Source organism: Pseudomonas sp. MB-090624 (assembly GCF_003205245.1).
Classification (GTDB): Bacteria; Pseudomonadota; Gammaproteobacteria; order Pseudomonadales; family Pseudomonadaceae; genus Aquipseudomonas; species Aquipseudomonas juntendi.
Genome location: NZ_QJRK01000010.1, coordinates 89,067 through 111,146, shown reverse-complemented (window position 1 = coordinate 111,146; position 22,080 = coordinate 89,067). Strand labels below are relative to the sequence as shown.

Annotated in this window: 20 protein-coding genes; 16 read left to right on the top strand and 4 right to left on the bottom strand. The window is 64.5% G+C overall.

The window, feature by feature from the left end:
• The first annotated feature begins 18 nt into the window (after positions 1–18).
• The 7 genes from DMX12_RS07800 (at position 19) to DMX12_RS07770 (ending at position 7,987) form a co-directional block, all read left to right on the top strand.
• A complete protein-coding gene (locus DMX12_RS07800; protein WP_110676945.1) occupies positions 19–1,074 on the top strand; it encodes an ATP-NAD kinase family protein in 1,056 nt (351 codons plus the stop codon).
• A gap of 22 nt (positions 1,075–1,096) precedes the next feature.
• Positions 1,097–2,074, top strand: coding sequence for a thiamine pyrophosphate-dependent dehydrogenase E1 component subunit alpha (locus DMX12_RS07795; protein WP_110676963.1), 978 nt, complete (start codon positions 1,097–1,099; stop codon positions 2,072–2,074).
• A gap of 33 nt (positions 2,075–2,107) precedes the next feature.
• On the top strand, positions 2,108–3,130 hold the full coding sequence (locus DMX12_RS07790; RefSeq protein WP_110676943.1) for an alpha-ketoacid dehydrogenase subunit beta: 1,023 nt from the start codon (positions 2,108–2,110) through the stop codon (positions 3,128–3,130).
• Entirely contained in the window at positions 3,127–4,233 is a 1,107-nt protein-coding gene (locus DMX12_RS07785) for an acetoin dehydrogenase dihydrolipoyllysine-residue acetyltransferase subunit (RefSeq protein ID WP_110676941.1), read from the top strand. Before DMX12_RS07790 ends, DMX12_RS07785 begins: the two co-directional genes overlap by 4 nt.
• A gap of 52 nt (positions 4,234–4,285) precedes the next feature.
• Positions 4,286–5,350, top strand: coding sequence for a 2,3-butanediol dehydrogenase (locus tag DMX12_RS07780; RefSeq protein ID WP_223809663.1), 1,065 nt, complete (start codon positions 4,286–4,288; stop codon positions 5,348–5,350).
• Positions 5,351–5,581: 231 nt separating this feature from the next.
• On the top strand, positions 5,582–7,315 hold the full coding sequence (locus tag DMX12_RS07775; protein ID WP_029886943.1) for a C13 family peptidase: 1,734 nt from the start codon (positions 5,582–5,584) through the stop codon (positions 7,313–7,315).
• A gap of 27 nt (positions 7,316–7,342) precedes the next feature.
• Complete coding sequence (locus DMX12_RS07770; protein WP_009685749.1) at positions 7,343–7,987, top strand: oxidoreductase; 645 nt, start codon at positions 7,343–7,345, stop codon at positions 7,985–7,987.
• Between the two features lie 159 nt (positions 7,988–8,146).
• Here the strand turns inward: DMX12_RS07770 and DMX12_RS07765 are convergent, their stop codons facing one another.
• The 4 genes from DMX12_RS07765 to DMX12_RS07750 all read right to left on the bottom strand — a co-directional run bounded on the left by DMX12_RS07765 (position 8,147) and on the right by DMX12_RS07750 (position 12,473).
• Positions 8,147–8,434: a YceK/YidQ family lipoprotein gene (locus tag DMX12_RS07765; RefSeq protein WP_110676939.1), complete on the bottom strand. Its 288-nt coding sequence runs from the start codon at positions 8,432–8,434 to the stop codon at positions 8,147–8,149.
• On the bottom strand, positions 8,431–9,060 hold the full coding sequence (ubiX, locus tag DMX12_RS07760) for a flavin prenyltransferase UbiX (RefSeq protein WP_029886945.1): 630 nt from the start codon (positions 9,058–9,060) through the stop codon (positions 8,431–8,433). The genes DMX12_RS07765 and ubiX overlap by 4 nt, the downstream gene beginning before the upstream one ends.
• Complete coding sequence (mpl, locus tag DMX12_RS07755) at positions 9,057–10,406, bottom strand: UDP-N-acetylmuramate:L-alanyl-gamma-D-glutamyl-meso-diaminopimelate ligase (RefSeq protein WP_110676937.1); 1,350 nt, start codon at positions 10,404–10,406, stop codon at positions 9,057–9,059. Before mpl ends, ubiX begins: the two co-directional genes overlap by 4 nt.
• A 66-nt stretch (positions 10,407–10,472) precedes the next feature.
• Positions 10,473–12,473, bottom strand: a complete 2,001-nt coding sequence (locus DMX12_RS07750) for a sigma-54-dependent Fis family transcriptional regulator (protein ID WP_110676936.1) — start codon at positions 12,471–12,473, stop codon at positions 10,473–10,475.
• A gap of 254 nt (positions 12,474–12,727) precedes the next feature.
• Here DMX12_RS07750 and DMX12_RS07745 point away from each other — a divergent pair, with 254 nt between their 5' ends.
• The 9 genes from DMX12_RS07745 (at position 12,728) to DMX12_RS07705 (ending at position 21,913) form a co-directional block, all read left to right on the top strand.
• Positions 12,728–14,248 carry an aldehyde dehydrogenase family protein gene (locus tag DMX12_RS07745; protein ID WP_009685743.1) on the top strand — a complete coding sequence of 507 codons (1,521 nt, stop codon included), beginning with the start codon at positions 12,728–12,730 and terminating at the stop codon, positions 14,246–14,248.
• A gap of 220 nt (positions 14,249–14,468) precedes the next feature.
• Positions 14,469–15,917, top strand: coding sequence for an ethanolamine permease (gene eat / locus DMX12_RS07740; RefSeq protein ID WP_110676934.1), 1,449 nt, complete (start codon positions 14,469–14,471; stop codon positions 15,915–15,917).
• A 46-nt stretch (positions 15,918–15,963) separates the two neighbouring features.
• Entirely contained in the window at positions 15,964–17,358 is a 1,395-nt protein-coding gene (locus DMX12_RS07735) for an ethanolamine ammonia-lyase subunit EutB (protein WP_110676932.1), read from the top strand.
• An 8-nt stretch (positions 17,359–17,366) separates the two neighbouring features.
• Positions 17,367–18,185, top strand: a complete 819-nt coding sequence (gene eutC / locus DMX12_RS07730) for an ethanolamine ammonia-lyase subunit EutC (RefSeq protein ID WP_110676930.1) — start codon at positions 17,367–17,369, stop codon at positions 18,183–18,185.
• 108 nt (positions 18,186–18,293) lie between these two features.
• Positions 18,294–18,752 (top strand): GNAT family N-acetyltransferase, encoded by a 459-nt coding sequence (locus tag DMX12_RS07725; RefSeq protein WP_110676928.1) that lies wholly within the window; start codon positions 18,294–18,296, stop codon positions 18,750–18,752.
• Between the two features lie 189 nt (positions 18,753–18,941).
• Positions 18,942–19,589: a DedA family protein gene (locus tag DMX12_RS07720; RefSeq protein WP_009685738.1), complete on the top strand. Its 648-nt coding sequence runs from the start codon at positions 18,942–18,944 to the stop codon at positions 19,587–19,589.
• Between the two features lie 9 nt (positions 19,590–19,598).
• Positions 19,599–20,414: a zinc-dependent peptidase gene (locus DMX12_RS07715; RefSeq protein ID WP_029886279.1), complete on the top strand. Its 816-nt coding sequence runs from the start codon at positions 19,599–19,601 to the stop codon at positions 20,412–20,414.
• 93 nt (positions 20,415–20,507) lie between these two features.
• Positions 20,508–21,035: an inorganic diphosphatase gene (gene ppa / locus DMX12_RS07710; protein WP_003255365.1), complete on the top strand. Its 528-nt coding sequence runs from the start codon at positions 20,508–20,510 to the stop codon at positions 21,033–21,035.
• A gap of 176 nt (positions 21,036–21,211) precedes the next feature.
• Positions 21,212–21,913: an XRE family transcriptional regulator gene (locus DMX12_RS07705; RefSeq protein ID WP_110676926.1), complete on the top strand. Its 702-nt coding sequence runs from the start codon at positions 21,212–21,214 to the stop codon at positions 21,911–21,913.
• Positions 21,914–22,080 lie beyond the last annotated feature (167 nt).

Here is a 22,080-nt window from a genome sequence, read left to right as displayed (position 1 = left end):
AAGAATACGAGGTGCGCCATGCCGCTACCCGCCCCGCTTGTCGGGATCATTGCCAACCCTGCCTCCGGCCGTGACCTGCGCCGCCTGACGGCCAGCGCCGGGCTCTATTCGAGCACCGACAAGGCTTCGGCAATTCAGCGCCTGCTGGCCGCCTTCGGCGCCACCGGCATCGGCCAGGTGCTGCTGCCCAGCGACATGACCGGCATCGCCGCCGCCGTGCTCAAGGCCAGCCAGGGCACGGCTGCGCTCGACCAGCACTGGCCAGCCATCGAAATACTCGACCTGCCGTTGTCGCAGACCGTAGCCGACACCCGCCTGGCCACCCGACGCATGGTCGAGCGCGGTGTGGCGCTGATCGCCGTGCTGGGGGGCGATGGCACCCACAAGGCCGTCGCCGCCGAGGCGCAAGATGTGCCACTGCTGACCCTCTCCACTGGCACCAACAATGCCTTCCCCGAACTGCGCGAGGCCACCAGCGCCGGCCTTGCCGGCGGCCTGCTGGCCACCGGCCGGGTACCGCCCAGCATTGGCCTGCGCCGCAACAAGCGCCTGTTGGTGACAGTGCCGCAGCAGCAACTGGCCGAATGGGCCCTGGTGGAAGTGGCAGTGTCACCGCAGCGTTTCATCGGCGCCCGCGCACTCAGCCGCAGCGAAGACCTTGCCGAAGTTTTCGCCTGCTTCGCCGAACCGCATGCCATCGGCCTGTCGGCGCTGTGTGGCCTGTGGTGCCCGGTGTCGCGCCAGGCCCCGCACGGCGCCTGGGTTCGCCTGGCACCTGGCGCTGAACAGGCACTGCTCGCGCCGCTGGCCCCCGGCCTGCTGCAAGCCTGTGGCATCACCGCCAGCGGCACGCTGCTGCCCGATGTTGCCCACCGCCTGAGCCTGGCCAGCGGCACCCTGGCCCTGGACGGCGAGCGCGAAATCGAATTCGCCGAACACGACACCCCCACCATCACCCTCGACCACCGCGGCCCGCTCAGTGTGGACGTCGAGGCCGTGCTGGCGCATGCCGCCCGTCACCACCTGCTGGCCGTACCTCGCGGCCATCGGCTGCACCCTGCAAACCCGTGTTGAGACAACCCCGGAGAACAACAACATGTCCAATCAACTCAGTACCGAACAACTGCTGCATGCCTATGAAGTGATGCGCACCATCCGCGCCTTTGAAGAACGCCTGCACGTGGAATTCGCCACTGGCGAAATTCCCGGTTTCGTGCACCTCTACGCCGGCGAAGAGGCCTCGGCTGCCGGGGTCATGGCCCACCTGCGCGACAGCGACTGCATCGCCTCGACCCATCGCGGCCATGGCCATTGCATCGCCAAGGGCGTGGACGTGTACGGCATGATGGCCGAAATCTACGGCAAGAAGACCGGTGTATGCGGTGGCAAGGGTGGCTCGATGCACATTGCCGACCTGGAGAAAGGCATGCTCGGGGCCAACGGTATCGTCGGCGCCGGCGCCCCACTGGTGGCCGGCGCGGCACTGGCGGCCAAGCTCAAGGGGCGCGACGACGTGGCGGTGGCCTTCTTCGGCGACGGGGCCTCCAACGAAGGCGCGGTATTCGAAGCCATGAACATGGCGTCGATCATGAACCTGCCGTGCATCTTCGTCGCCGAGAACAACGGCTACGCCGAAGCCACCGCCTCCAACTGGTCGGTGGCCTGCGACCACATCGCCGACCGCGCGGCCGGCTTCGGCATGCCCGGGGTGACCATCGACGGCTTCGATTTCTTTGCCGTGTACGAGGCCGCCGGTGCGGCCATCGAACGCGCCCGCTCCGGGCAAGGGCCATCGCTGGTCGAGGTCAAGCTCAGCCGCTACTACGGCCATTTCGAGGGCGACGCGCAAACCTACCGCGCGGCGGATGAAGTCAAGAACCTGCGCGAAACGCGCGACTGCCTGATGCAGTTCCGCAACAAGACCACCCGCGCCGGCCTGCTCACGGCCCAGCAGCTGGACGCTATCGACGCACGCGTCGAGGACCTGATCGAAGACGCTGTGCGCCGCGCCAAGTCCGACCCCAAGCCACTGCCCGCCGACCTGCTCAGCGATGTCTACGTCGCCTACCCCTGAGCCGCGCATTACAAGAACAAGAGGAGAACCACCATGGCAAGAAAGATCAGCTACCAGCAGGCCATCAACGAAGCACTGGCCCAGGAAATGCGCCGCGACGACAGTGTGTTCATCATTGGCGAGGACGTTGCCGGCGGTGCCGGGGCGCCCGGTGAGGAAGACGCCTGGGGTGGCGTGCTGGGCGTGACCAAGGGCCTGTACCACCAGTTCCCGGGCCGGGTACTGGACGCTCCCCTGTCGGAAATCGGCTACGTCGGCGCAGCGGTCGGTGCCGCCACCCAGGGCCTGCGCCCGGTGTGCGAGCTGATGTTCGTGGACTTCGCCGGCTGCTGCCTGGACCAGATACTCAACCAGGCCGCCAAGTTTCGCTACATGTTCGGCGGCAAGGCAGTCACCCCGCTGGTGATGCGCACCATGTACGGCGCAGGCCTGCGCGCAGCGGCCCAGCATTCGCAAATGCTCACCTCGCTGTGGACGCACATTCCAGGCCTGAAGGTGGTGTGCCCATCCTCGCCCTACGACGCCAAGGGGCTATTGATTCAGGCGATCCGCGACAACGACCCGGTGATCTTCTGCGAGCACAAGCTGCTCTACAGCATGCAGGGCGAGGTGCCGGAAGAGGTGTACACGGTCCCCTTCGGCGAAGCCAACTTCCTGCGCGATGGCGACGACGTGACCCTGGTCACCTACGGGCGCATGGTGCATGTAGCCCTGGAGGCCGCCAATAACCTGGCCCGCCAGGGCATCGACTGCGAAGTACTGGACCTGCGCACCACCAGCCCGCTGGACGAAGCCAGCATTCTGGAGAGCGTGGAAAAAACCGGCCGCCTGGTAGTCATCGACGAAGCCAACCCGCGCTGCTCGATGGCCACCGATATCAGTGCCCTGGTGGCGCAGAAGGCTTTCGCTGCGCTCAAGGGCCCGATCGAGATGGTCACCGCACCGCACACCCCGGTACCGTTCTCCGACGCCCTGGAAGACCTGTACATCCCCAACGCGGCGAAGATCGAGGCCGCCGTGCGCAAAGTGATCGAAGCCGCAAGGAGTGCCGCATGAGCCAGATCCATACCCTGACCATGCCCAAGTGGGGGCTGTCGATGACCGAGGGCCGGGTAGACACCTGGCTCAAGCAGGAAGGCGACCCGATCACCAAAGGCGACGAGGTGCTGGACGTCGAGACCGACAAGATCAGCAGCAGTGTCGAGGCCCCGTTCAGCGGCGTGCTGCGCCGCCAGGTGGCCAAGCCGGATGAAACCCTGCCGGTGGGCGCGCTGCTGGCCGTGGTCGTGGAAGGCGAAGCCGAAGAGGCCGAGATCGATGCCGTGGTGCAGCGCTTCCAGGCCGAGTTCGTCGCCGAAGGCGGCGCCGACCAGGCCCAGGGCCCGGCCCCGCAAAAGGCTGAAGTGGGTGGCCGCCTGCTGCGCTGGTTCGAGCTGGGTGAAGGCGGCACGCCGTTGGTGCTGGTGCACGGCTTTGGCGGCGACCTTAACAACTGGCTGTTCAACCACCCGGCGCTGGCGGCCGAGCGGCGGGTGATCGCCGTGGATCTGCCGGGGCATGGCGAGTCGGCCAAGGCCCTGCAGCGCGGCGATCTGGATGAACTGAGCGAGAGCGTGCTGGCCCTGCTTGACCACCTGGGCATTGCCAAGGCGCACCTGGCGGGGCATTCGATGGGCGGTGCAGTCAGCCTGAACCTGGCGCGCCTGGCACCGCAGCGGGTGGCCAGCCTGAGCCTGGTGGCCAGTGCCGGCCTGGGCGAAGCGATCAACGGGCAATACCTGCATGGCTTCGTCAGCGCAGCCAACCGCAATGCCCTGAAGCCACAGATGGTGCAGCTGTTCGCCGACCCGGCGCTGGTCACCCGGCAGATGCTGGAAGACATGCTCAGGTTCAAGCGCCTGGAAGGCGTTGACCAGGCCCTGCAGCAATTGGCTGCGGCACTGGCCGAAGGCGACCGCCAACGCCACGACCTGCGTGGCGTGCTGGGGCAGCACCCGGCGCTGGTGGTGTGGGGCGGCAAGGACGCGATCATCCCGGCCAGCCATGCCGAAGGGTTGGAGGCCGAAGTACTGGTGCTGCCCGAGGCCGGCCATATGGTGCAGATGGAGGCGGCCGACCAGGTCAACCAGCAATTGCTCGCATTCCTGCGCAAGCACTGAACCTATTCCGTGAGCCTGGAGAACAACCATGAATGACTTGAGCCACACCCACATGCGCGCTGCCGTATGGCATGGCCGCAACGACATTCGCGTAGAACAGGTCCCCCTGCCAGCCGACCCGGCGCCGGGCTGGGTGCAGATCAAGGTCGACTGGTGCGGCATTTGCGGCTCCGACCTGCATGAATACGTCGCCGGGCCGGTATTCATCCCGGTCGAGGCGCCGCACCCGCTGACCGGCATCCAGGGCCAGTGCATCCTCGGCCACGAATTCTGTGGTCAGATCGCCAAACTGGGCGAAGGCGTCGAAGGCTTTGCCGTCGGTGACCCGGTGGCTGCAGACGCCTGCCAGCATTGCGGCACCTGCTACTACTGTACCCATGGCCTGTACAACATCTGTGAACGCCTGGCCTTCACCGGCCTGATGAACAACGGCGCCTTCGCCGAGTGGGTCAATGTGCCGGCGAACCTGCTGTACCGCTTGCCGCAGGGCTTTCCGGCAGAGGCTGGCGCGCTGATCGAGCCGCTGGCGGTGGGCATGCATGCGGTGAAGAAGGCCGGCAGCTTGCTGGGCCAGACCGTGGTGGTGGTGGGCGCCGGCACCATCGGCCTGTGCACCATCATGTGCGCCAAGGCAGCCGGTGCGGCGCAGGTAATTGCGCTGGAAATGTCATCTGCGCGCAAGGCCAAGGCCAGGGAAGTCGGCGCCAGCGTGGTGCTCGACCCGAGCCAGTGCGATGCCCTGGCAGAGATTCGCGCGCTTACCGGCGGCCTGGGGGCGGATGTGAGCTTCGAGTGCATCGGCAACAAGCACACGGCCAAACTGGCCATCGACACCATCCGCAAGGCCGGCAAGTGCGTGCTGGTAGGCATTTTTGAAGAGCCCAGCGAATTCAACTTCTTCGAACTGGTATCCACCGAGAAGCAGGTGCTGGGGGCATTGGCGTACAACGGCGAATTTGCCGATGTCATTGCCTTCATTGCAGACGGGCGGCTGGACATTCGCCCGCTGGTGACCGGGCGGATCGGGCTGGAGCAGATTGTCGAGCTGGGGTTTGAGGAACTGGTGAACAACAAGGAGGAAAACGTGAAGATCATCGTGTCACCAGGCGGGCATTGATTGCACCTCAACCTGTGGGAGCGGGCGTGCCCGCGAAGCCGACGACTCGGTAGATGGCACCGGCTTCGCCGGTGTTCGCGGGCACGCCCGCTCCCACAGGGGTTGCGCCAGCTTTTAAGACAGGTATAGGCCCACAAGCGGCACCTCAGGGATGTGCGTCAGCGCAGGCGCTCGCTGTTTCAGGATCCCATTCTGCGTCATAATCGGCAGACCTATTGCCCGGTTCTCGCCATGCGTCCACTGCTCCCCATTACCCTGGTCCTGCTGCTCGCCGCCTGTGGCGATGGCGAATCGTTGCTGCCGCCGGATGCCCGCCTGCCCGACGGTGGGCGCTACCGGGGCCAGGTGGTCGATGGCCTGCTGCAGGGTGAGGGGCGGATCGACTATCCCAACGGCAGCTGGTATGCCGGCACCTTCAAGGACGGCCAGTGGCATGGCCAGGGCGAATGGCATGGCCAGAACGGCGAGGTGTACCGCGGCCAGTTCGCCGCGGGGCTGTTCGAGGGGCTGGGCGACCTGACCACACCGGGCAGCCACTATGCCGGCACGTTCAAGCACGGCCGCCGCGATGGCGAAGGCACCCTCAAGCAAGCCGACCAAACCTACCGCGGCCAATTCAAGGACGACCTGTACGACGGCGCCGGCGAGCTGGTGCTGGCCGACGGCAGCCGTTACCAGGGCCTGTTCGCCAAGGGCAAGCCCAACGGCGCCGGGGTGCGCAGCGACGCCAGCGGTAACCGGTTCAGCGGCCATTTCAGCAATGGCCAACTGCAAGGCAGCGGCACCTACGACAGCGTCGATGGCGAGCAGTACATCGGCGAGTTCAAGGACAACCGTATTGAAGGCCGTGGCCGCTACGAGAGTGCCGATGGCGATGTTTGGATCGGCCAATTCAAGGACGGCTCGCTGATCGGCGAAGGTGAATTGCTGGGCAGCGACGGCAGCCATTACAAAGGCACGTTCGCCGACTGGCGGCTGTCTGGCCAAGGCAGCTTGCAACTGGCCGACGGCAGCCAGTACGTAGGCGGCTTTCTGAACGATGCCTACAACGGCAAGGGGCGCCTGATCCTGCCCAACGGCAAGGTCGAAAGCGGCGTGTGGGCCAACGGGGTGCGCGTGCGCGACCAGCATGGCACGCTGCTGCCCGACCCGCTTGACCTGGCCCTGCTGAACCAGGGCCGGCTACTGCAACAGGCGCTGGCCGCAGTGCCGCGCTCGGCCCCGCCGATTCAGCTGTACAGCCTGGTGGTGGGCGGTGATGGCCAACAGAGTGTGTTCCTGCGTGAAGCCGACTACGTCAGCAACATGCTCAAGGTACGCTTTGGCGCCCGCGGCCAGGTGACCCTGGTCAACCACCGCGACCACCTGGCCAACCGCCCCATGGCAACCCGCGAGAACCTCACCCGTGCCGCCCGCACCCTGGCCGAGCGCAGCGGCCCGGAAGACCTGGTGTTCATCTACCTCACCAGCCACGGCAGCGCAGACCACCAGCTGGTGCTCGACCAACCCCGCCTGCAACTGGCCGACTTGTCCGCCGACGAGCTGGCAACGGCCCTTGCGCCGTTGAAGGATCGCGACAAGGTCATTGTCATCTCGGCCTGCTATTCAGGGGGGTATATCGCCCCGCTGAAAGATGAGCGTACCCTGATCATGACTGCCGCACGCGCCGACCGTGTCTCCTTCGGTTGCTCGGAGGAAGCCGATTTCACCTACTTTGGCGAAGCCCTGTTCGCCCAGGCCCTGAACCAGACCGACGACCTGAAACAGGCGTTTGAACTGGCACGCGGCAGTGTTGCCGAAAGGGAACAAAGGGAAGGTTTCGACGCCTCTGAGCCTCAGTTGTGGGCGCCGCCGGCGGTGCTTGAGCATTGGCAGCAACTGCGCCGGCAACAGGCCGAAGAAGCATTGCGCAACACGACCCAGGCCAAGGTGGGCGCACAGGCAAAAACCCCGGGCAACCACTAGACTTGGGTGTAACAAGGGAGAGACATCATGTACTTGACGCCTCAGCATGTCCTGCTTGCCGGTGCCACCGGCCTCACCGGTGAACACCTGCTCGACCGCCTGCTCAACGAGCCCACCATTACCCGCGTGCTGGCCCCGACCCGCCGGCCGTTGGCCGAACATCCGCACCTGGAAAACCCGGTGGGTGACCCGGCAGTGTTCCTGCCGCAGCTGGCCGGCAGGGTCGACGTTGCCTATTGCTGCCTGGGCACCACCCTCAAACAGGCCGGCTCCGAGTCGGCGTTCCGCGCGGTGGACCTGGACATGGTGGTGGCGTTCAGCAAACGGGCCCGGGAAATGGGCGCACGGCATTTGCTGGTGGTCAGTGCCTTGGGCGCCGACCCGAAGTCATCGATTTTCTACAATCGGGTGAAGGGCGAGATGGAAGAGGCGCTCAAAGCGCAGGATTGGCCGCAACTGACCATCGTGCGGCCGTCGTTGCTGCTGGGCGAGCGCATCAAACCGCGGCTGGCAGAGCAGTTGGTTTCACCGTTGTCCCGGCTGATACCGGGCAAATACCGGGGGATCGAGGCCTGCACCCTGGCCCGTGCGCTATGGCGCCTGGCCCTAGAGGAAGAAGACGGGGTGCGGATCGTGGAGTCGGATGAACTGCGCAAGCTCGGCAAGAAGTAAGCCGCAAGCATTGCACGGTACCTGTGGGAGCGGCCTTGCGTCGCGAAAGGACCGCGCAGCGGCCCCCGGATTTCAGCTTTAGCACAAACATGGCTGGGGCCGCTTTGCGGCCCATTCGCGACGCAAGGCCGCTCCCACACCACAGGACCGTGCAATCCCTCACAGCCCCCCTGTGGCCTGGAAGCCTACACCGGCAGCAGTCAGCAAGGACAACGGCAGCAACAGGGTATCAAGCAGCATGCTCCCTGGCAGGTCCAGCCCTGGATAGCTCGGGGCTTGAGCCCCAAACCGATCCTGCGGGCAGCAACCACCGTTGATCACATACAGATCCAGACGCGTACCGGCATACACCACCGGCGCCCCCGGCTTGTTGGCATCCAGCGTGCGCACCGTGGCACAACCACTCAGCAACCCCAGCGCCAGCAAGCAGGCCAGCGCCCGTTTCAATCATCCACCCCGAAGTGGTGCTCGCCCCAACGCGGCAGCATGTCCTGGGGGATGTTCAGCAGGTTGAGAACACGCGCCACAACGAAGTCGACCAGGTCGTCGATGGTTTGCGGCTGGTGATAGAAGCCCGGCGCCGCCGGCAGAATCACCGCGCCCATCTGCGACAACTTGAGCATGTTCTCCAGGTGAATGGTGGAGAATGGCGCTTCGCGGGGCACCAGAATCAACTGGCGGCGCTCCTTGAGGGTCACGTCGGCTGCGCGCTCGATCAGGTTGTTGCAGGCCCCGGTGGCAATCGCCGACAAGGTGCCGGTGGAACACGGCACCACCACCATCGCTGCCGGGGCGCCCGAGCCCGAGGCCACTGGCGACATCCAGTCTTCCTTGCCATACACGCGGATCTGCCCATCGGCAGCACCGGTGTATTCGGTGAGAAAGGCCTGCATCGCCTGGGGCTTGGCCGGCAGCAGCACATCGGTCTCGGTGGCCATTACCAGTTGCGCAGCCTTGGAGATCAGAAAATGCACCTCGCGGTCCTCGCGCACCAGGCAATCGAGCAGGCGCAGGCCGTACTGGGCGCCTGAAGCGCCCGTCATGGCCAGGGTAACGCGTTCCGGCCCGTTCACTTCAGCGCCTCGGCCAGCTTGCCATGCAGGCCGCCGAAGCCGCCGTTGCTCATGATCACCACGTGGGTGCCCGGGCGGGCCTGGCCCTTGATGCGTTCGATGATCGCTTCGAGGCTTTCGGCAACCACACTCGGTACCTTGCACTGCGCAGCAGTCGCAGCGAGGTCCCAGCCCAGGTTGGCCGGCGCGTACCAGATCACCTGGTCGGCGTCGTTGACGCTTTCTGGCAGGCCATCGCGGTGTGCACCCAACTTCATCGAGTTGGAGCGCGGTTCGATTACCGCGATCACCGGCGCCTCGCCAACGCGCTTGCGCAGGCCGTCGAGGGTGGTAGCGATGGCAGTTGGATGGTGAGCGAAGTCATCGTAGATGGTCACGCCCTGCACTTCGGCAACCTTCTCCATGCGCCGCTTGACGCTCTTGAAGGCGCAGAGGCCCTCGATGCCCATGGCCGGCACCACGCCTACATGGCGAGCGGCTGCCAGGGTAGCCAGGGCGTTGGCGACGTTGTGCTGACCGGTCAGCGCCCAGTCCACCACACCTTGCGCCTGGCCCTCGAACAGCACTTCGAAACGCGAGCCATCGGCGCTGAGCAGGCGGGCCTGCCACTGGCCACCTTCACCCGTGGTGTGTACCGGGGTCCAGCAGCCCATGCCGATGACCCGCTCCAGTGCTTGTTCGGTGGTCGGGTGGATGACCAGGCCTTCGCTGGGGATGGTGCGCACCAAGTGGTGGAACTGCCGCTCGATCGAGGCCAGGTCCGGGAAAATGTCTGCGTGATCGAACTCAAGGTTGTTGAGGATCGCAGTGCGCGGGTGGTAGTGCACGAACTTTGAACGCTTGTCGAAGAAGGCACTGTCGTACTCGTCGGCTTCGACCACGAAGAACGGCGTAGCCCCCAGGCGGGCCGACACCGAGAAGTTCTGCGGTACACCGCCTATCAGGAAGCCCGGGCTCATGCCGGCGTGCTCCAGCACCCAGGCCAGCATGCTGGTGGTGGTGGTCTTGCCGTGGGTACCGGCAACGGCCAGCACCCAACGGCCTTGCAGCACGTGGTCGGCCAGCCACTGCGGGCCGGAAACATAAGGCAGGCCTTTGTTCAGCACGTACTCAACCGCCGGGTTGCCGCGCGACATGGCGTTGCCGATCACCACCAGGTCGGGTGCCGGCTCCAGTTGAGCCGGGTCGTAGCCTTGGGTCAGCTCGATGCCCTGGGCTTCGAGCTGCGTGCTCATCGGCGGGTAGACGTTGGCGTCCGAACCGGTCACGCGATGGCCAAGCTCCTTGGCCAGCACTGCCAGCGAGCCCATGAAAGTGCCGCAAATACCGAGAATGTGAATATGCATGGTCGACCTCGCAAAACATCGAGGCAGGGTAGCCCAGGGCGCGACAAATCGCACCCGCTGTTTCGCTCAGTCGCCCCGGGTGATGCCGTGTTTGCGCAGTTTTCGATACAAGGTATTGCGGCTGATGCCCAAGTGTTCGGCGACACGGGTGAGGTGCCAGTGTTTTGCCTGCAACACTTCAATGAGCGCTTGCCGTTCTGCGTCCTGCAACACCTCGGTACCCTCACCTGGTCCATTGTCGGACCTGTGGGAGCGGGCGAGCCCGCGAACCGGGGCAACGCCCTCGCCTTGTGTCGACTGGGCAGACGGCTTCGCGGGCGCGCCCGCTCCCACAGGCCCGGTGTGGCTGCGCACAATGGCAGGGAGATCCGGGAAAGTGATGCGGGCACCTTCGCAAAGCGCCACCAGGGTACGCAGCACGTTGCGCATCTGCCGCACGTTGCCCGGCCAGGCAAAGTCCAGCAGCGCCTGGCGCGCTCTCGGTTCGATGTCGATCAGTTGGCCCTGCGCCTCCTGGCGCAGCAGGAAGTCCAGCAACTGCGCCTTGTCACTGCGCTCGCGTACGGCCGGCAATGCCACTTCCAGGCCATTGAGGCGGTAATACAGGTCTTCACGGAAAATGCCCTGCTCGACCCGCTGCAGCAGGTCACGGTGGGTAGCGCTGACAATGCGCACGTCCACTGCCTGTGGCTCGCCGCCGATCGGCACTACCTGACGCTCCTCCAGCACGCGCAGCAGGCGTGTCTGCAGGGCCAGCGGCATGTCACCGATCTCGTCCAACAGCAAGGTGCCACCATCGGCTTGCAACAGCTTGCCGCGCATGCCTTCCTTGCGGGCACCGGTGAAGCTGCCACCGCGGTAGCCGAACAGCTCGCTCTCGATCAGGCTTTCAGGGATCGAGGCACAGTTGATGGCCACGAAGGGTTGGCTGCGGCGCTCACTGGCCTGGTGCACGGCCTGGGCAAAGGCCTCTTTGCCGCAGCCGGTCTCACCGCGCAGCAGCAGTGGCACATCGCGCTCGAACACCCGCACACTGCGGCGGAAATCATTCTGCAACGCCGGGTCGAGCAGGCATACCAGCGGCTCTGCAGCACGCGTAGGCCGCGGCTGGGCCACGGGCACCGACCATACAGGCGCGCGCGCCTGCCCGCGCAGGCTGGCGAACACCTGGCGGCCGTCCAGGGTGCGCAGCGGCCAGGCCGTGCTGCCCCGGGGCGTGGCGCGGCCGAACAGCTCATCGTGGCTGCAGGCAAAAAACCGCTCCAACGGCTGGCCCAGCACACCACTGCGTACGCTGCCCAGCAGGTTCAGGGCGCTCTGGTTGGCCGCGCAGATCCGGCCATCACCGTCGAAGGCCAGCAGGCCCTCGCTGAACAGGCCAACCGACTCCGCCTGCAGGTGAAAACGCAGCAGCCACTGCTGCTCGAAATGGCGCAGGAAGTAGCAGCTTTCGATCATCTTGGCCGACAGGTTGACCAAGGCCATGGTATGGAACTGGCTTTGCCGTGAAACGTCGGGGCGGGCCGAGGATACGTCGAGCACCGCCAGCAACTCGCCATGGGGGTCGAACACCGGGCTGGCCGAGCACGTCAGCCCGGTGTGGCGGCCGCGGAAGTGCTCGTTCTGGTGGATGGTCAGCGCCTGGCGCTCGACCAGGCAGGTGCCGATGCCATTGGTGCCTTCACGCGCCTCGCTCCAGTCGGCGCCCAGCCACAGCCCGGCATGCTCGAAGCTGCGCCGCTCGCTGGCCGCGCTGACGCAATTGAGGATCACCCCGCGGGCATCGGTCAGCAACACCGCATGGCCGGCCCCGGAGAGTTGCTGGTGCAGGCTGTTCATTTCGTGGTCGGCGATCTGCAGCACCTGGCGCAAGCGCTCGCGGCTTTCCAGCAAGCGCCCGTGCTCGAGCACCACCGGCGCCTCGATCACCGTTGGGTCGAGGTGGTAGTCCTCCAGGCAACGCAGCCAGGAGCGGGCAATGGAGGGGTCGCTGACGCCCTCGCCAGCACCACCATGGGCCACAGTGTGGACCTGCCGGGCATGGCGGCTGAAGTGATTGCTCTGCATTGTTGTAGTTCTCCGCAGATAGAGCGTGCCACCAGCATCCTCCACCGGCGAAGGCATTGCAATGCACCCACGGGTGACGTGTCGTGAACGGCACAAAATGTCACCCCCAGGCGTACCGCAACCGGCACAGGCTCGCTGCCACGTGCCCGCCACACCCGCCCAAGCCATTGATTTTACGGGTGCCGCCCACGCTGGCCCAACCTTTGCTCTACGCTTCCTACTCCCTAACAAACACAATAGCCAGGAGACACACCATGCGTTACGCACATCCCGGTACCGAAGGCGCGAAGGTTTCCTTCAAGAACCGCTACGGTAACTACATCGGTGGTGAGTTCGTTCCTCCGGTAAAGGGTGAATACTTCACCAACACGTCCCCGGTGAACGGCCAGCCGATTGCCGAATTCCCCCGCTCTACTGCCGAAGACATCGACAAGGCACTGGACGCTGCCCACGCTGCCGCCGACGCCTGGGGCCGTACCTCGGTGCAGGACCGTTCCAATGTGCTGTTGAAAATCGCCGACCGCATCGAGCAGAACCTCGAACTGCTGGCCATTACCGAAACCTGGGACAACGGCAAACCGATCCGCGAAACCCTGAATGCCGACATTCCGCTGGCAGTCGATCACTTCCGCTATTTCGCTGGCTGCATTCGTGCACAAGAAGGTGGCGCCGCCGAAATCAACGAAGGCACCGTGGCCTACCACATCCACGAACCGCTGGGCGTGGTCGGGCAGATCATCCCGTGGAACTTCCCGATCCTGATGGCCGCCTGGAAGCTTGCACCGGCCCTGGCCGCTGGCAACTGCGTGGTGCTCAAGCCGGCCGAACAGACCCCGCTGGGCATCACCGTGCTGCTGGAAGTGATCGGTGACCTGCTGCCCAAAGGCGTGCTCAACGTGGTGCAGGGCTATGGCCGCGAAGCAGGTGAAGCGCTGGCGACCAGCAAGCGCATCGCCAAGATTGCCTTCACCGGCTCTACCCCGGTTGGCTCGCACATCATGAAATGCGCTGCCGAAAACATCATCCCGTCTACCGTGGAACTGGGCGGCAAGTCGCCGAACGTGTACTTCGAAGACATCATGCAAGCCGAGCCGAGCTTCATCGAGAAAGCGGCCGAAGGCATGGTGCTGGCTTTCTTCAACCAGGGCGAAGTGTGCACCTGCCCATCGCGGGCGCTGGTGCAGGAGTCGATCTACCCGCAGTTCATGGAAGTGGTGATGAAGAAGGTGCTGCAGATCAAGCGCGGCGACCCTCTGGACACTGACACCATGGTTGGCGCACAGGCCTCGCAGCAGCAGTTCGAGAAGATCCTCTCGTACCTCGAGATCGCCCAGCAGGAAGGTGCCGAGCTGCTGACCGGTGGCAAGGTTGAAAAACTCGAAGGCTCGCTGGCCACCGGTTACTACATCCAGCCGACCCTGCTCAAGGGCAACAACCGCATGCGCGTGTTCCAGGAGGAAATCTTCGGCCCGGTGGTCAGCGTCACCACCTTCAAGGACGAAGCCGAAGCGCTGGCGATTGCCAACGACACCGAGTTCGGCCTGGGCGCCGGCGTGTGGACCCGCGACATCAACCGCGCTTACCGCATGGGCCGCGGGATCAAGGCTGGCCGTGTATGGACCAATTGCTACCACCTGTACCCGGCGCATGCCGCGTTCGGTGGCTACAAGAAGTCCGGGGTTGGGCGTGAAACCCACAAGATGATGCTCGACCACTACCAGCAGACCAAGAACCTGCTGGTGAGCTACGACATCAATCCGTTGGGCTTCTTCTAAGCATCTAGCTGCAAGTCGCAAGTCGCAAGTCGCAAGTCGCAAGTCGCAAGTCGCAAGAATAAAGCGGATCGCCCGCCGACTCGCTTTTCTCTTTCAGCTTGCAGCTTGCAGCTTGCAACTTGCAGCTTGCAACTTGCAGCTCCCTGGCTCGCTTCCTGCAGTACCCATCACCATCGGCGCGGACCCCTTCCGCCCACCAAGAAAAACAACAGGTGAAACTATGCCAAGCGATCAATCCGCCGGCTCGCCGGCAGGCTCTTCCGTCGACTTCGAGAAGGTCGGTTCGGACTATTTCCAGCAACGTGAATTGAAAAAAGGCGCGGCCGGCTGGGTGCTGCTGGTCGGCCTGGGGGTGGCCTACGTCATTTCCGGCGACTACGCCGGCTGGAACTTCGGCCTGGCCCAGGGTGGCTGGGGCGGCATGTTCCTCGCGACCCTGCTGATGGCCACCATGTACTTGTGCATGTGCTTCTCGCTGGCCGAGCTTTCCTCGATGATCCCGACCGCTGGCGGTGGCTACGGCTTTGCCCGCAGCGCCTTCGGCCCCTGGGGCGGTTTCCTTACCGGCACGGCGATCCTCATCGAATACGCGATCGCCCCCGCCGCCATCGCGACCTTCATCGGCGCCTATTGCCAGTCGTTGTTCGGCATTGGCGGCTGGATGATCTACCTGGCGTTCTACGTGGTGTTCATCGGCATCCACATCTTCGGGGTGGGCGAAGCACTGAAGTTGATGTTCATCATCACGGCCATCGCGGCCATTGCCCTGGCGGTGTTCCTGGTGGCCATGGTGCCCCATTTTGATGCAGCCAACCTGTTCGACATCGCCAAAACGGACGCTGTCGGCGCCAGCAGCTTCCTGCCGTTCGGCTATGTCGGAGTATGGGCGGCGATCCCGTATGCCATCTGGTTCTTCCTCGCCGTCGAAGGCGTGCCGCTGGCCGCCGAAGAAACCAAGAACCCCAAGCGTGACCTGCCACGCGGCCTGATCGGCGCCATGCTGGTGCTGTTGGCCTTTGCCCTGCTGATCCTGGTGGTCGGCCCTGGCGGCGCGGGTTCCGAGGCGCTGAAAGCTTCCGGCAACCCCCTGGTCGAAGCATTGGCCAAAGCCTACGGCGGCTCTACCTGGATGGGCAGCTTCGTCAACCTGGTCGGCCTGGCCGGCCTGATCGCCAGCTTCTTCTCGATCATCTATGCCTATTCGCGGCAGATTTTCGCCCTGTCCCGCGCCGGCTACCTGCCGCGCAAGCTGTCGGAAACCAACAAGAGCAAGGCGCCGGTCATGGCCCTGGTCATTCCTGGCATCATCGGTTTTGCGCTGTCGCTGACTGGCCAGGGCGACCTGCTGATCCTGGTCGCGGTGTTCGGCGCTACGCTGTCGTACGTGCTGATGATGGCCGCGCATATCACCCTGCGCATCCGCCGGCCGAAGATGGAGCGCCCGTACCGTACCCCTGGCGGCATCTTCACCTCCGGCCTGGCCCTGGTGCTGGCGTGCATCGCCGTGGTCGCCGGTTTCCTGGTGGACCCGCGCGTGGTGATTGGCGCCGCAGTGATCTATGCGGTATTAATTGCCTACTTTGCTTTCTACAGCCGCCACCACCTGGTAGCGGGCACCCCGGAAGAGGAATTCGCCGCGATCCAGCAGGCCGAAGAGGCTCTGCACTGACCGGCGCCACCCGCCGCGGGGCAACCCGCGGCTCTGGAGATTCTGTATGGCAAGTTTCGTACACACGGTCGGCCACCTGGTCTACCGCTTCGACAGCCTCAAGGATGTCATGGCCAAGGCCAGCCCGGCGCGCTCCGGGGACTGCCTGGCAGGCGTTGCGGCAAACAACGACGGCGAGCGCGTAGCCGCGCAGATGGCCTTGGCCAATATCCCGCTGACGCATTTTCTCAACGAAGCCCTGATCCCCTACGAAGCCGACGAGGTCACCCGGCTGATCATTGACAGTCACGATGCCCAGGCATTTGCGCCGGTCAGCCACCTCACCGTCGGCGGCCTGCGTGACTGGTTGCTGAGTGAAGAGGCCAACGAGGACAGCCTGCGCGCCCTGGCGCCAGGGCTGACCCCGGAAATGGCGGCGGCGGTATCGAAGATCATGCGCGTGCAGGACCTGGTGCTGGTGGCGCAAAAAATCCGTGTGGTCACCCGTTTTCGCGGCACCATGGGCCTGCGCGGGCGCCTGTCGACCCGCCTGCAGCCCAACCACCCGACCGACGAGCCGGCCGGAATTGCCGCCAGCATTCTCGACGGCCTGTTGTACGGCAACGGCGATGCCATGATCGGCATCAACCCGGCAACCGACAGCATTGCCTCGATCTGCGCCCTGCTGGAAATGCTCGATGCCATCATCCAGCGCTACGACATACCCACCCAGTCCTGCGTGCTGACCCACGTCACCACCTCCATCGAAGCGATCAACCGCGGCGTGCCGCTGGACCTGGTGTTCCAGTCCATCGCCGGTACCGAAGCGGCCAATGCCGGCTTCGGCATCAACCTGAACGTGCTGCAGGAGGGTTACGAAGCCGGCCTTTCGCTCAAGCGCGGCACCCTGGGGCAGAACCTGATGTACTTCGAAACCGGCCAGGGCAGTGCGCTGTCGGCCAATGCCCATCACGGGGTCGACCAGCAAACCTGCGAAACCCGCGCCTATGCCGTGGCCCGCCACTTCAAGCCGTTCCTGGTCAATACCGTGGTCGGTTTCATTGGCCCGGAGTACCTGTACAACGGCAAGCAGATCATCCGCGCCGGCCTCGAAGACCACTTCTGCGGCAAGCTGCTGGGCGTGCCGATGGGCTGCGACATCTGCTACACCAACCACGCCGAGGCCGACCAGGACGACATGGACACCCTGCTGACCCTGCTGGGTGTGGCCGGGATCAACTTCATCATGGGTATCCCCGGCTCCGACGACATCATGCTCAACTACCAGACCACCTCGTTCCACGACGCGCTCTACGCGCGCCAGACCCTGGGCCTGAAGCCCGGGCCGGAATTCGAGGCATGGCTGGCCCGCACCGGCATCTTCACCCAGGCCGATGGCCGGGTGCGCTTCGGTGACAACCTGCCGCCGGCCTTCCGCCAGGCCTTGGCACAGCTTGCATAGGGATCACCATGGACCATCGCACCCCTACCCCTGAAAACCCTTGGCTGGCCCTGCGCACGCTGACCCCGGCGCGTATCGCCCTGGGCCGCAGCGGTACCAGCCTGCCGACCGGGGCGCAACTGGACTTCCAGTTCGCCCATGCCCAGGCCCGTGATGCCGTGCACCTGGCGTTCGACCACGCTGGCCTGGCTACCCAGCTGGCTGAACGCGGCCGCGACAGCCTGGTGCTGCACAGCGCCGCCAGCGACCGCCACGAATATCTGCAACGGCCCGACCTGGGCCGGCGCCTGAACGAAGCATCGGTCGCCACCCTGCGCCAGCACGCCCAGGCCAACCCAGGCGGGGTCGACCTGGCCATCGTGGTTGCCGATGGCCTATCGGCGCTTGCCGTGCACCGGCATACCTTGCCGTTGCTGAGCCGGTTCGAGGAACAGGCCGCCGCCGACGGCTGGACCAGCGCACCGGTGGTGCTGGTGCAGCAGGGCCGCGTGGCAGTGGCCGATGAGGTGGGTGAACTGCTGGGCGCGCGCATGACAGTGATGCTGATCGGCGAGCGGCCCGGGCTCAGTTCGCCCGACAGCCTGGGGCTGTATTTCACCTATGCGCCAAAGGTCGGCCTGACCGATGCCTACCGCAACTGCATTTCCAACGTGCGCCTGGAGGGCTTGAGTTATGGCATGGCCGCACACCGCCTGCTGTACCTGATGCGTGAAGCCTGCCGGCGCCAGCTGTCGGGGGTGAATCTGAAGGACGAAGCCGAGGTCCATAGCATCGACAGCGAACATGGCCCCGCGCAGCGAGGCAACTTCCTGCTTGGCGAGGGCTGAACACCCTGTCATGCAAAGCGGATTGCGCCGCGGGCCGGGCTTGGGGCAGCATGCCCTCGAAGCTGCTGGCAATCCGCTGTTTTCCCTAATGGACTCTGAGGGCCGCACATGCGCATCATCAAGGCAAAACTGGAACACCTCGACCTGTTGACGCCTATGTTCGTCAAATACCGTGAATTCTATGGGCAACTGCCCTATCCCGACAGCTCGCGCAGCTTCCTGGAAAAACGCCTGCAGCGGGACGAATCGGTGATCTACCTGGCACTCCCCGATGATGACGACAACAAGCTGCTGGGCTTCTGCCAGCTGTACCCGAGCTATTCATCGCTGTCGCTGAAGCGGGTATGGATTCTCAACGATATCTACGTGGCCGAGGACTCCCGGCGCATGCTGGTAGCCGACCACCTGATGCGCGAAGCGAAGAAAATGGCCAAGGAAACCAACGCCGTGCGCATGCGGGTGTCCACAAGCAGCAACAATGACACGGCGCACAAGACCTACGAGTCCATCGGTTTTCGTGAAGATACCGAGTTCAAGAGCTACATCCTGCCCATCAACCCGGATTGACCTGCGTCCACCCCTGCGCGGGCAAGCCCGCCCAGGGGCGGATACGGCGCTACTGCGTGCAGTAACCCCCCGCTACAAACTCCCCGGGCATGATCGTCACTTAGCCGTATAATGGCCCGCCTGTCATGTGTGAAAATTTACCCATCCGCCGGTAAACCGAGCCTACGCCCAAGAACACAGGTGCTGTACATGGATTTCAACCCGCTCGACCTTATCCTGCATCTCGATGCCTACCTCGATTTGCTGGTCACCAATTACGGCCCCTGGATCTATGCCATCCTGTTTACCGTGATCTTCTGTGAAACCGGGCTGGTGGTGATGCCCTTCCTGCCGGGCGATTCGTTGCTGTTCATCGCCGGCGCCGTAGCCGCAGGGGGCGGCATGGACCCGGTCTTGCTGGCCGGCCTGCTGATGGCTGCTGCAATCATGGGCGACAGCACCAACTACGTGATCGGGCGCACGGCGGGCGAACGTTTGTTCAACAACCCCAATTCGAAGATCTTCCGTCGCGATTACCTGCAGCGCACCCACGACTTCTACGAGCGCCACGGCGGCAAGACCGTGACCATGGCGCGCTTCCTGCCCATTCTGCGCACCTTCGCCCCGTTCGTGGCCGGTATTGCCCACATGCATTACCCGCGCTTCCTGGGCTTCAGCGTGGCCGGCTCGTTGCTGTGGGTAGGTGGCCTGGTCACCTTGGGCTACTTCTTCGGTAACGTGCCGTTTATCAAGCAACACCTGTCGCTGATGGTAGTGGGCATCATCATCCTGTCGTTGGTACCGATGATCCTCGGCCTGCTGCGTACCCGCCTGGGCCGCGCGGCCAAGGCGCACTGACCGGCCAGTATGTGGTCGTTCCGCGCCTGGCGGCGCAAGCGGGCCTTGGCACGCTACCCGATCACGCCACAGCAATGGCAGGCCGTACGCGAATGCCTGCCGATGCTGGACGGCATCACCGACGAAGAAGACCACTGGCTGCGCGAAGCCTGCATCCTGTTCCTGCTCGACAAGCACCTCACGTGCCTGCCGGGCGTTGAACTGGGCGACCAGCAGCGGCTGCTGCTCGCCGCCCAGGCGCAACTGCCACTGCTGCACCTGGGCGAACTGAACTGGTACCAGGGCTTTCACGAAATCGTGCTCTACCCCGACGACTTCAAGAGCCCGCAGCGCCACCGCGATGCCAGTGGCGTGGAGCACGTGTGGGACGGCGAGCACAGTGGCGAGGCCTGGCAGCAGGGCCCGATCATCCTGGCCTGGAACGGCGTACTGGCCAGTGGCGGCTGGGAGGCCTACAACCTGGTCATCCACGAACTGGCGCACAAGCTCGACATGCTCAATGGCGATGCCAACGGCCTGCCGCCGCTGCACAGCGGCATGCCCGTGGCCGAGTGGGCCACCGCCATGCAACAGGCCTACGACGACCTCAACCGCCAGCTTGATGCCAACCCCGACGCCGAAACCGCCATCGACCCCTATGCGGCAGAGAACCCCGCCGAGTTTTTTGCCGTCACCAGCGAGTACTTCTTTAGTGCCCCCGACCTGCTCCATCAGGCCTATCCACTGGTCTATCAGCAGTTGGCGCTGTTCTACCGGCAAGACCCGCTGGCGCGCCTGCGCCGGCTTCAGGCCGAGCACCCCGACTACCGCGAAAGCCACGCCTGACGCGGCCGCACATCAGGCCAGGCGTGGCATGCCCCGGCAGAATGTGCCTATAATCGCCGCCACTTTTTTGGTCAAACACGGGGGCACTGCCCAATGAGCTACAGCAAGATTCCGGCGGGCAAAGACCTGCCGAACGACATCTACGTCGCCATCGAGATCCCGGCCAACCACGCGCCGATCAAATACGAGATCGACAAGGACAGCGACACGCTGTTCGTCGACCGCTTCATGGCTACCCCGATGTTCTACCCAGCCAACTACGGCTTCATCCCGAACACCCTGGCGGACGACGGTGATCCGCTCGACGTGCTGGTCGTTACCCCGTACCCGGTCGCCCCAGGCTCGGTTATCCGCGCCCGCCCGGTTGGCGTACTGAACATGACCGACGACGGCGGCGGCGACGCCAAGGTCATCGCGGTTCCTCACGACAAGCTGTCGCAGCTGTACGTCGACGTGAAGGAATACACCGACCTGCCAGCCCTGCTGATTCAGCAGATCGAGCACTTCTTTGCCAACTACAAAGACCTCGAGAAGGGCAAGTGGGTCAAGATCGAAGGCTGGGAAGGCGCTGACGCTGCCCGTGCCGCGATCACCAAATCGGTCGCTGCCTACAAGGGCTGATACCGGTTGCAGGAAGAACCCCGCCATGGCGGGGTTTTTTTATGGCCAATCGCTGTACTCGGCGAATACTCCTACACAGCCCTACAGCTGTGCCCTACAACCAGCCACTTTTCACACAAGCCCCGTCAACATCAAGTTGATATCCTTGCTGGCACCGCGCCGCTACACTCGCTGGCATGAAGACCTCCGGTGACCGCCTCAGGGCCCTGCTTCACGAATGCGGCCTTACCCCTTCCGATTTCGCTGCCCAACGCGGCGTCACACCGCAGCACGTCAACAATTGGGTCAAGCGCGGCGTACCCCTGGCACGGCTGGACGAAATGGCCGACCTGTTCTGCGTGCATCGCCGCTGGCTGCACACGGGCGAAGGGCCCAAGCACCCCAGCCCGATCCTGCGCAACGCCCGGCCGCGAAAGTTGCACACGCCCGCGCCGTCCCCGCTGCTGGTGGACCATGGCCGGCTGGTCAAGGTGCCGTACTACGAACTGCATGACGGCCTGCTCAGCCCAGTCGCCAGCAAACACCTGCGCCTGCCGGCAAAAGCGCTGCAGGGGTTGGGGGTTCGGGCCGACGATGCAATCAGCGTGACGATGCCCGACAGCAACATGCTGCCGCTGATCCCACAGGAGGCGGTGCTGGTGATCGACGTGAGCATGACCCAGGTGTTCGAGGGCGAAACCTACGCCTTGCTGCACAACGGCGCGCTGCGGGTGAATACCCTCAGCCTCGGCCAACATGGCACGCTGTACCTGCACAGCCATGACCGGCGCAACTATGCGGTTGAGCGCTATACCCCGGCGCAGCGCCAGGCGCAGGGCCTGGAAGTGCTTGGCTGGGTGTTCCACTGGTCGTATTTTCGTCCGCAGCGGCCCGGTTGAAACACCCTGTGCCATTTTTTGCTGGGCATCCAGAGCGTGCCCTTGTATGCTACGCCGCACATTCAGCCCCGACCGGCGCAAGCCGCAGTCCAGAGGGCTCGGCGACATCTCACACGGGTGTCTGCCATCTCTTCCAGGCCCTTGTGGCCACACAGTTAAGGCGATTG

What these genes read in the sequence shown, in the direction of transcription:
- mpl (WP_110676937.1), bottom strand. Translation starts at nt 10,406, where the DNA reads ATGCATATTCACATTCTCGGTATTTGCGGCACTTTCATGGGCTCGCTG.
- DMX12_RS07735 (WP_110676932.1), top strand. Translation starts at nt 15,964, where the DNA reads ATGGCAAGTTTCGTACACACGGTCGGCCACCTGGTCTACCGCTTCGAC.
- DMX12_RS07725 (WP_110676928.1), top strand. Translation starts at nt 18,294, where the DNA reads ATGCGCATCATCAAGGCAAAACTGGAACACCTCGACCTGTTGACGCCT.
- DMX12_RS07785 (WP_110676941.1), top strand. Translation starts at nt 3,127, where the DNA reads ATGAGCCAGATCCATACCCTGACCATGCCCAAGTGGGGGCTGTCGATG.
- DMX12_RS07780 (WP_223809663.1), top strand. Translation starts at nt 4,286, where the DNA reads ATGCGCGCTGCCGTATGGCATGGCCGCAACGACATTCGCGTAGAACAG.
- DMX12_RS07775 (WP_029886943.1), top strand. Translation starts at nt 5,582, where the DNA reads ATGCGTCCACTGCTCCCCATTACCCTGGTCCTGCTGCTCGCCGCCTGT.
- DMX12_RS07770 (WP_009685749.1), top strand. Translation starts at nt 7,343, where the DNA reads ATGTACTTGACGCCTCAGCATGTCCTGCTTGCCGGTGCCACCGGCCTC.
- eat (WP_110676934.1), top strand. Translation starts at nt 14,469, where the DNA reads ATGCCAAGCGATCAATCCGCCGGCTCGCCGGCAGGCTCTTCCGTCGAC.
- DMX12_RS07750 (WP_110676936.1), bottom strand. Translation starts at nt 12,473, where the DNA reads ATGCAGAGCAATCACTTCAGCCGCCATGCCCGGCAGGTCCACACTGTG.
- ppa (WP_003255365.1), top strand. Translation starts at nt 20,508, where the DNA reads ATGAGCTACAGCAAGATTCCGGCGGGCAAAGACCTGCCGAACGACATC.
- DMX12_RS07800 (WP_110676945.1), top strand. Translation starts at nt 19, where the DNA reads ATGCCGCTACCCGCCCCGCTTGTCGGGATCATTGCCAACCCTGCCTCC.
- DMX12_RS07790 (WP_110676943.1), top strand. Translation starts at nt 2,108, where the DNA reads ATGGCAAGAAAGATCAGCTACCAGCAGGCCATCAACGAAGCACTGGCC.
- DMX12_RS07720 (WP_009685738.1), top strand. Translation starts at nt 18,942, where the DNA reads ATGGATTTCAACCCGCTCGACCTTATCCTGCATCTCGATGCCTACCTC.
- DMX12_RS07795 (WP_110676963.1), top strand. Translation starts at nt 1,097, where the DNA reads ATGTCCAATCAACTCAGTACCGAACAACTGCTGCATGCCTATGAAGTG.
- DMX12_RS07705 (WP_110676926.1), top strand. Translation starts at nt 21,212, where the DNA reads ATGAAGACCTCCGGTGACCGCCTCAGGGCCCTGCTTCACGAATGCGGC.
- eutC (WP_110676930.1), top strand. Translation starts at nt 17,367, where the DNA reads ATGGACCATCGCACCCCTACCCCTGAAAACCCTTGGCTGGCCCTGCGC.
- DMX12_RS07745 (WP_009685743.1), top strand. Translation starts at nt 12,728, where the DNA reads ATGCGTTACGCACATCCCGGTACCGAAGGCGCGAAGGTTTCCTTCAAG.
- DMX12_RS07715 (WP_029886279.1), top strand. Translation starts at nt 19,599, where the DNA reads ATGTGGTCGTTCCGCGCCTGGCGGCGCAAGCGGGCCTTGGCACGCTAC.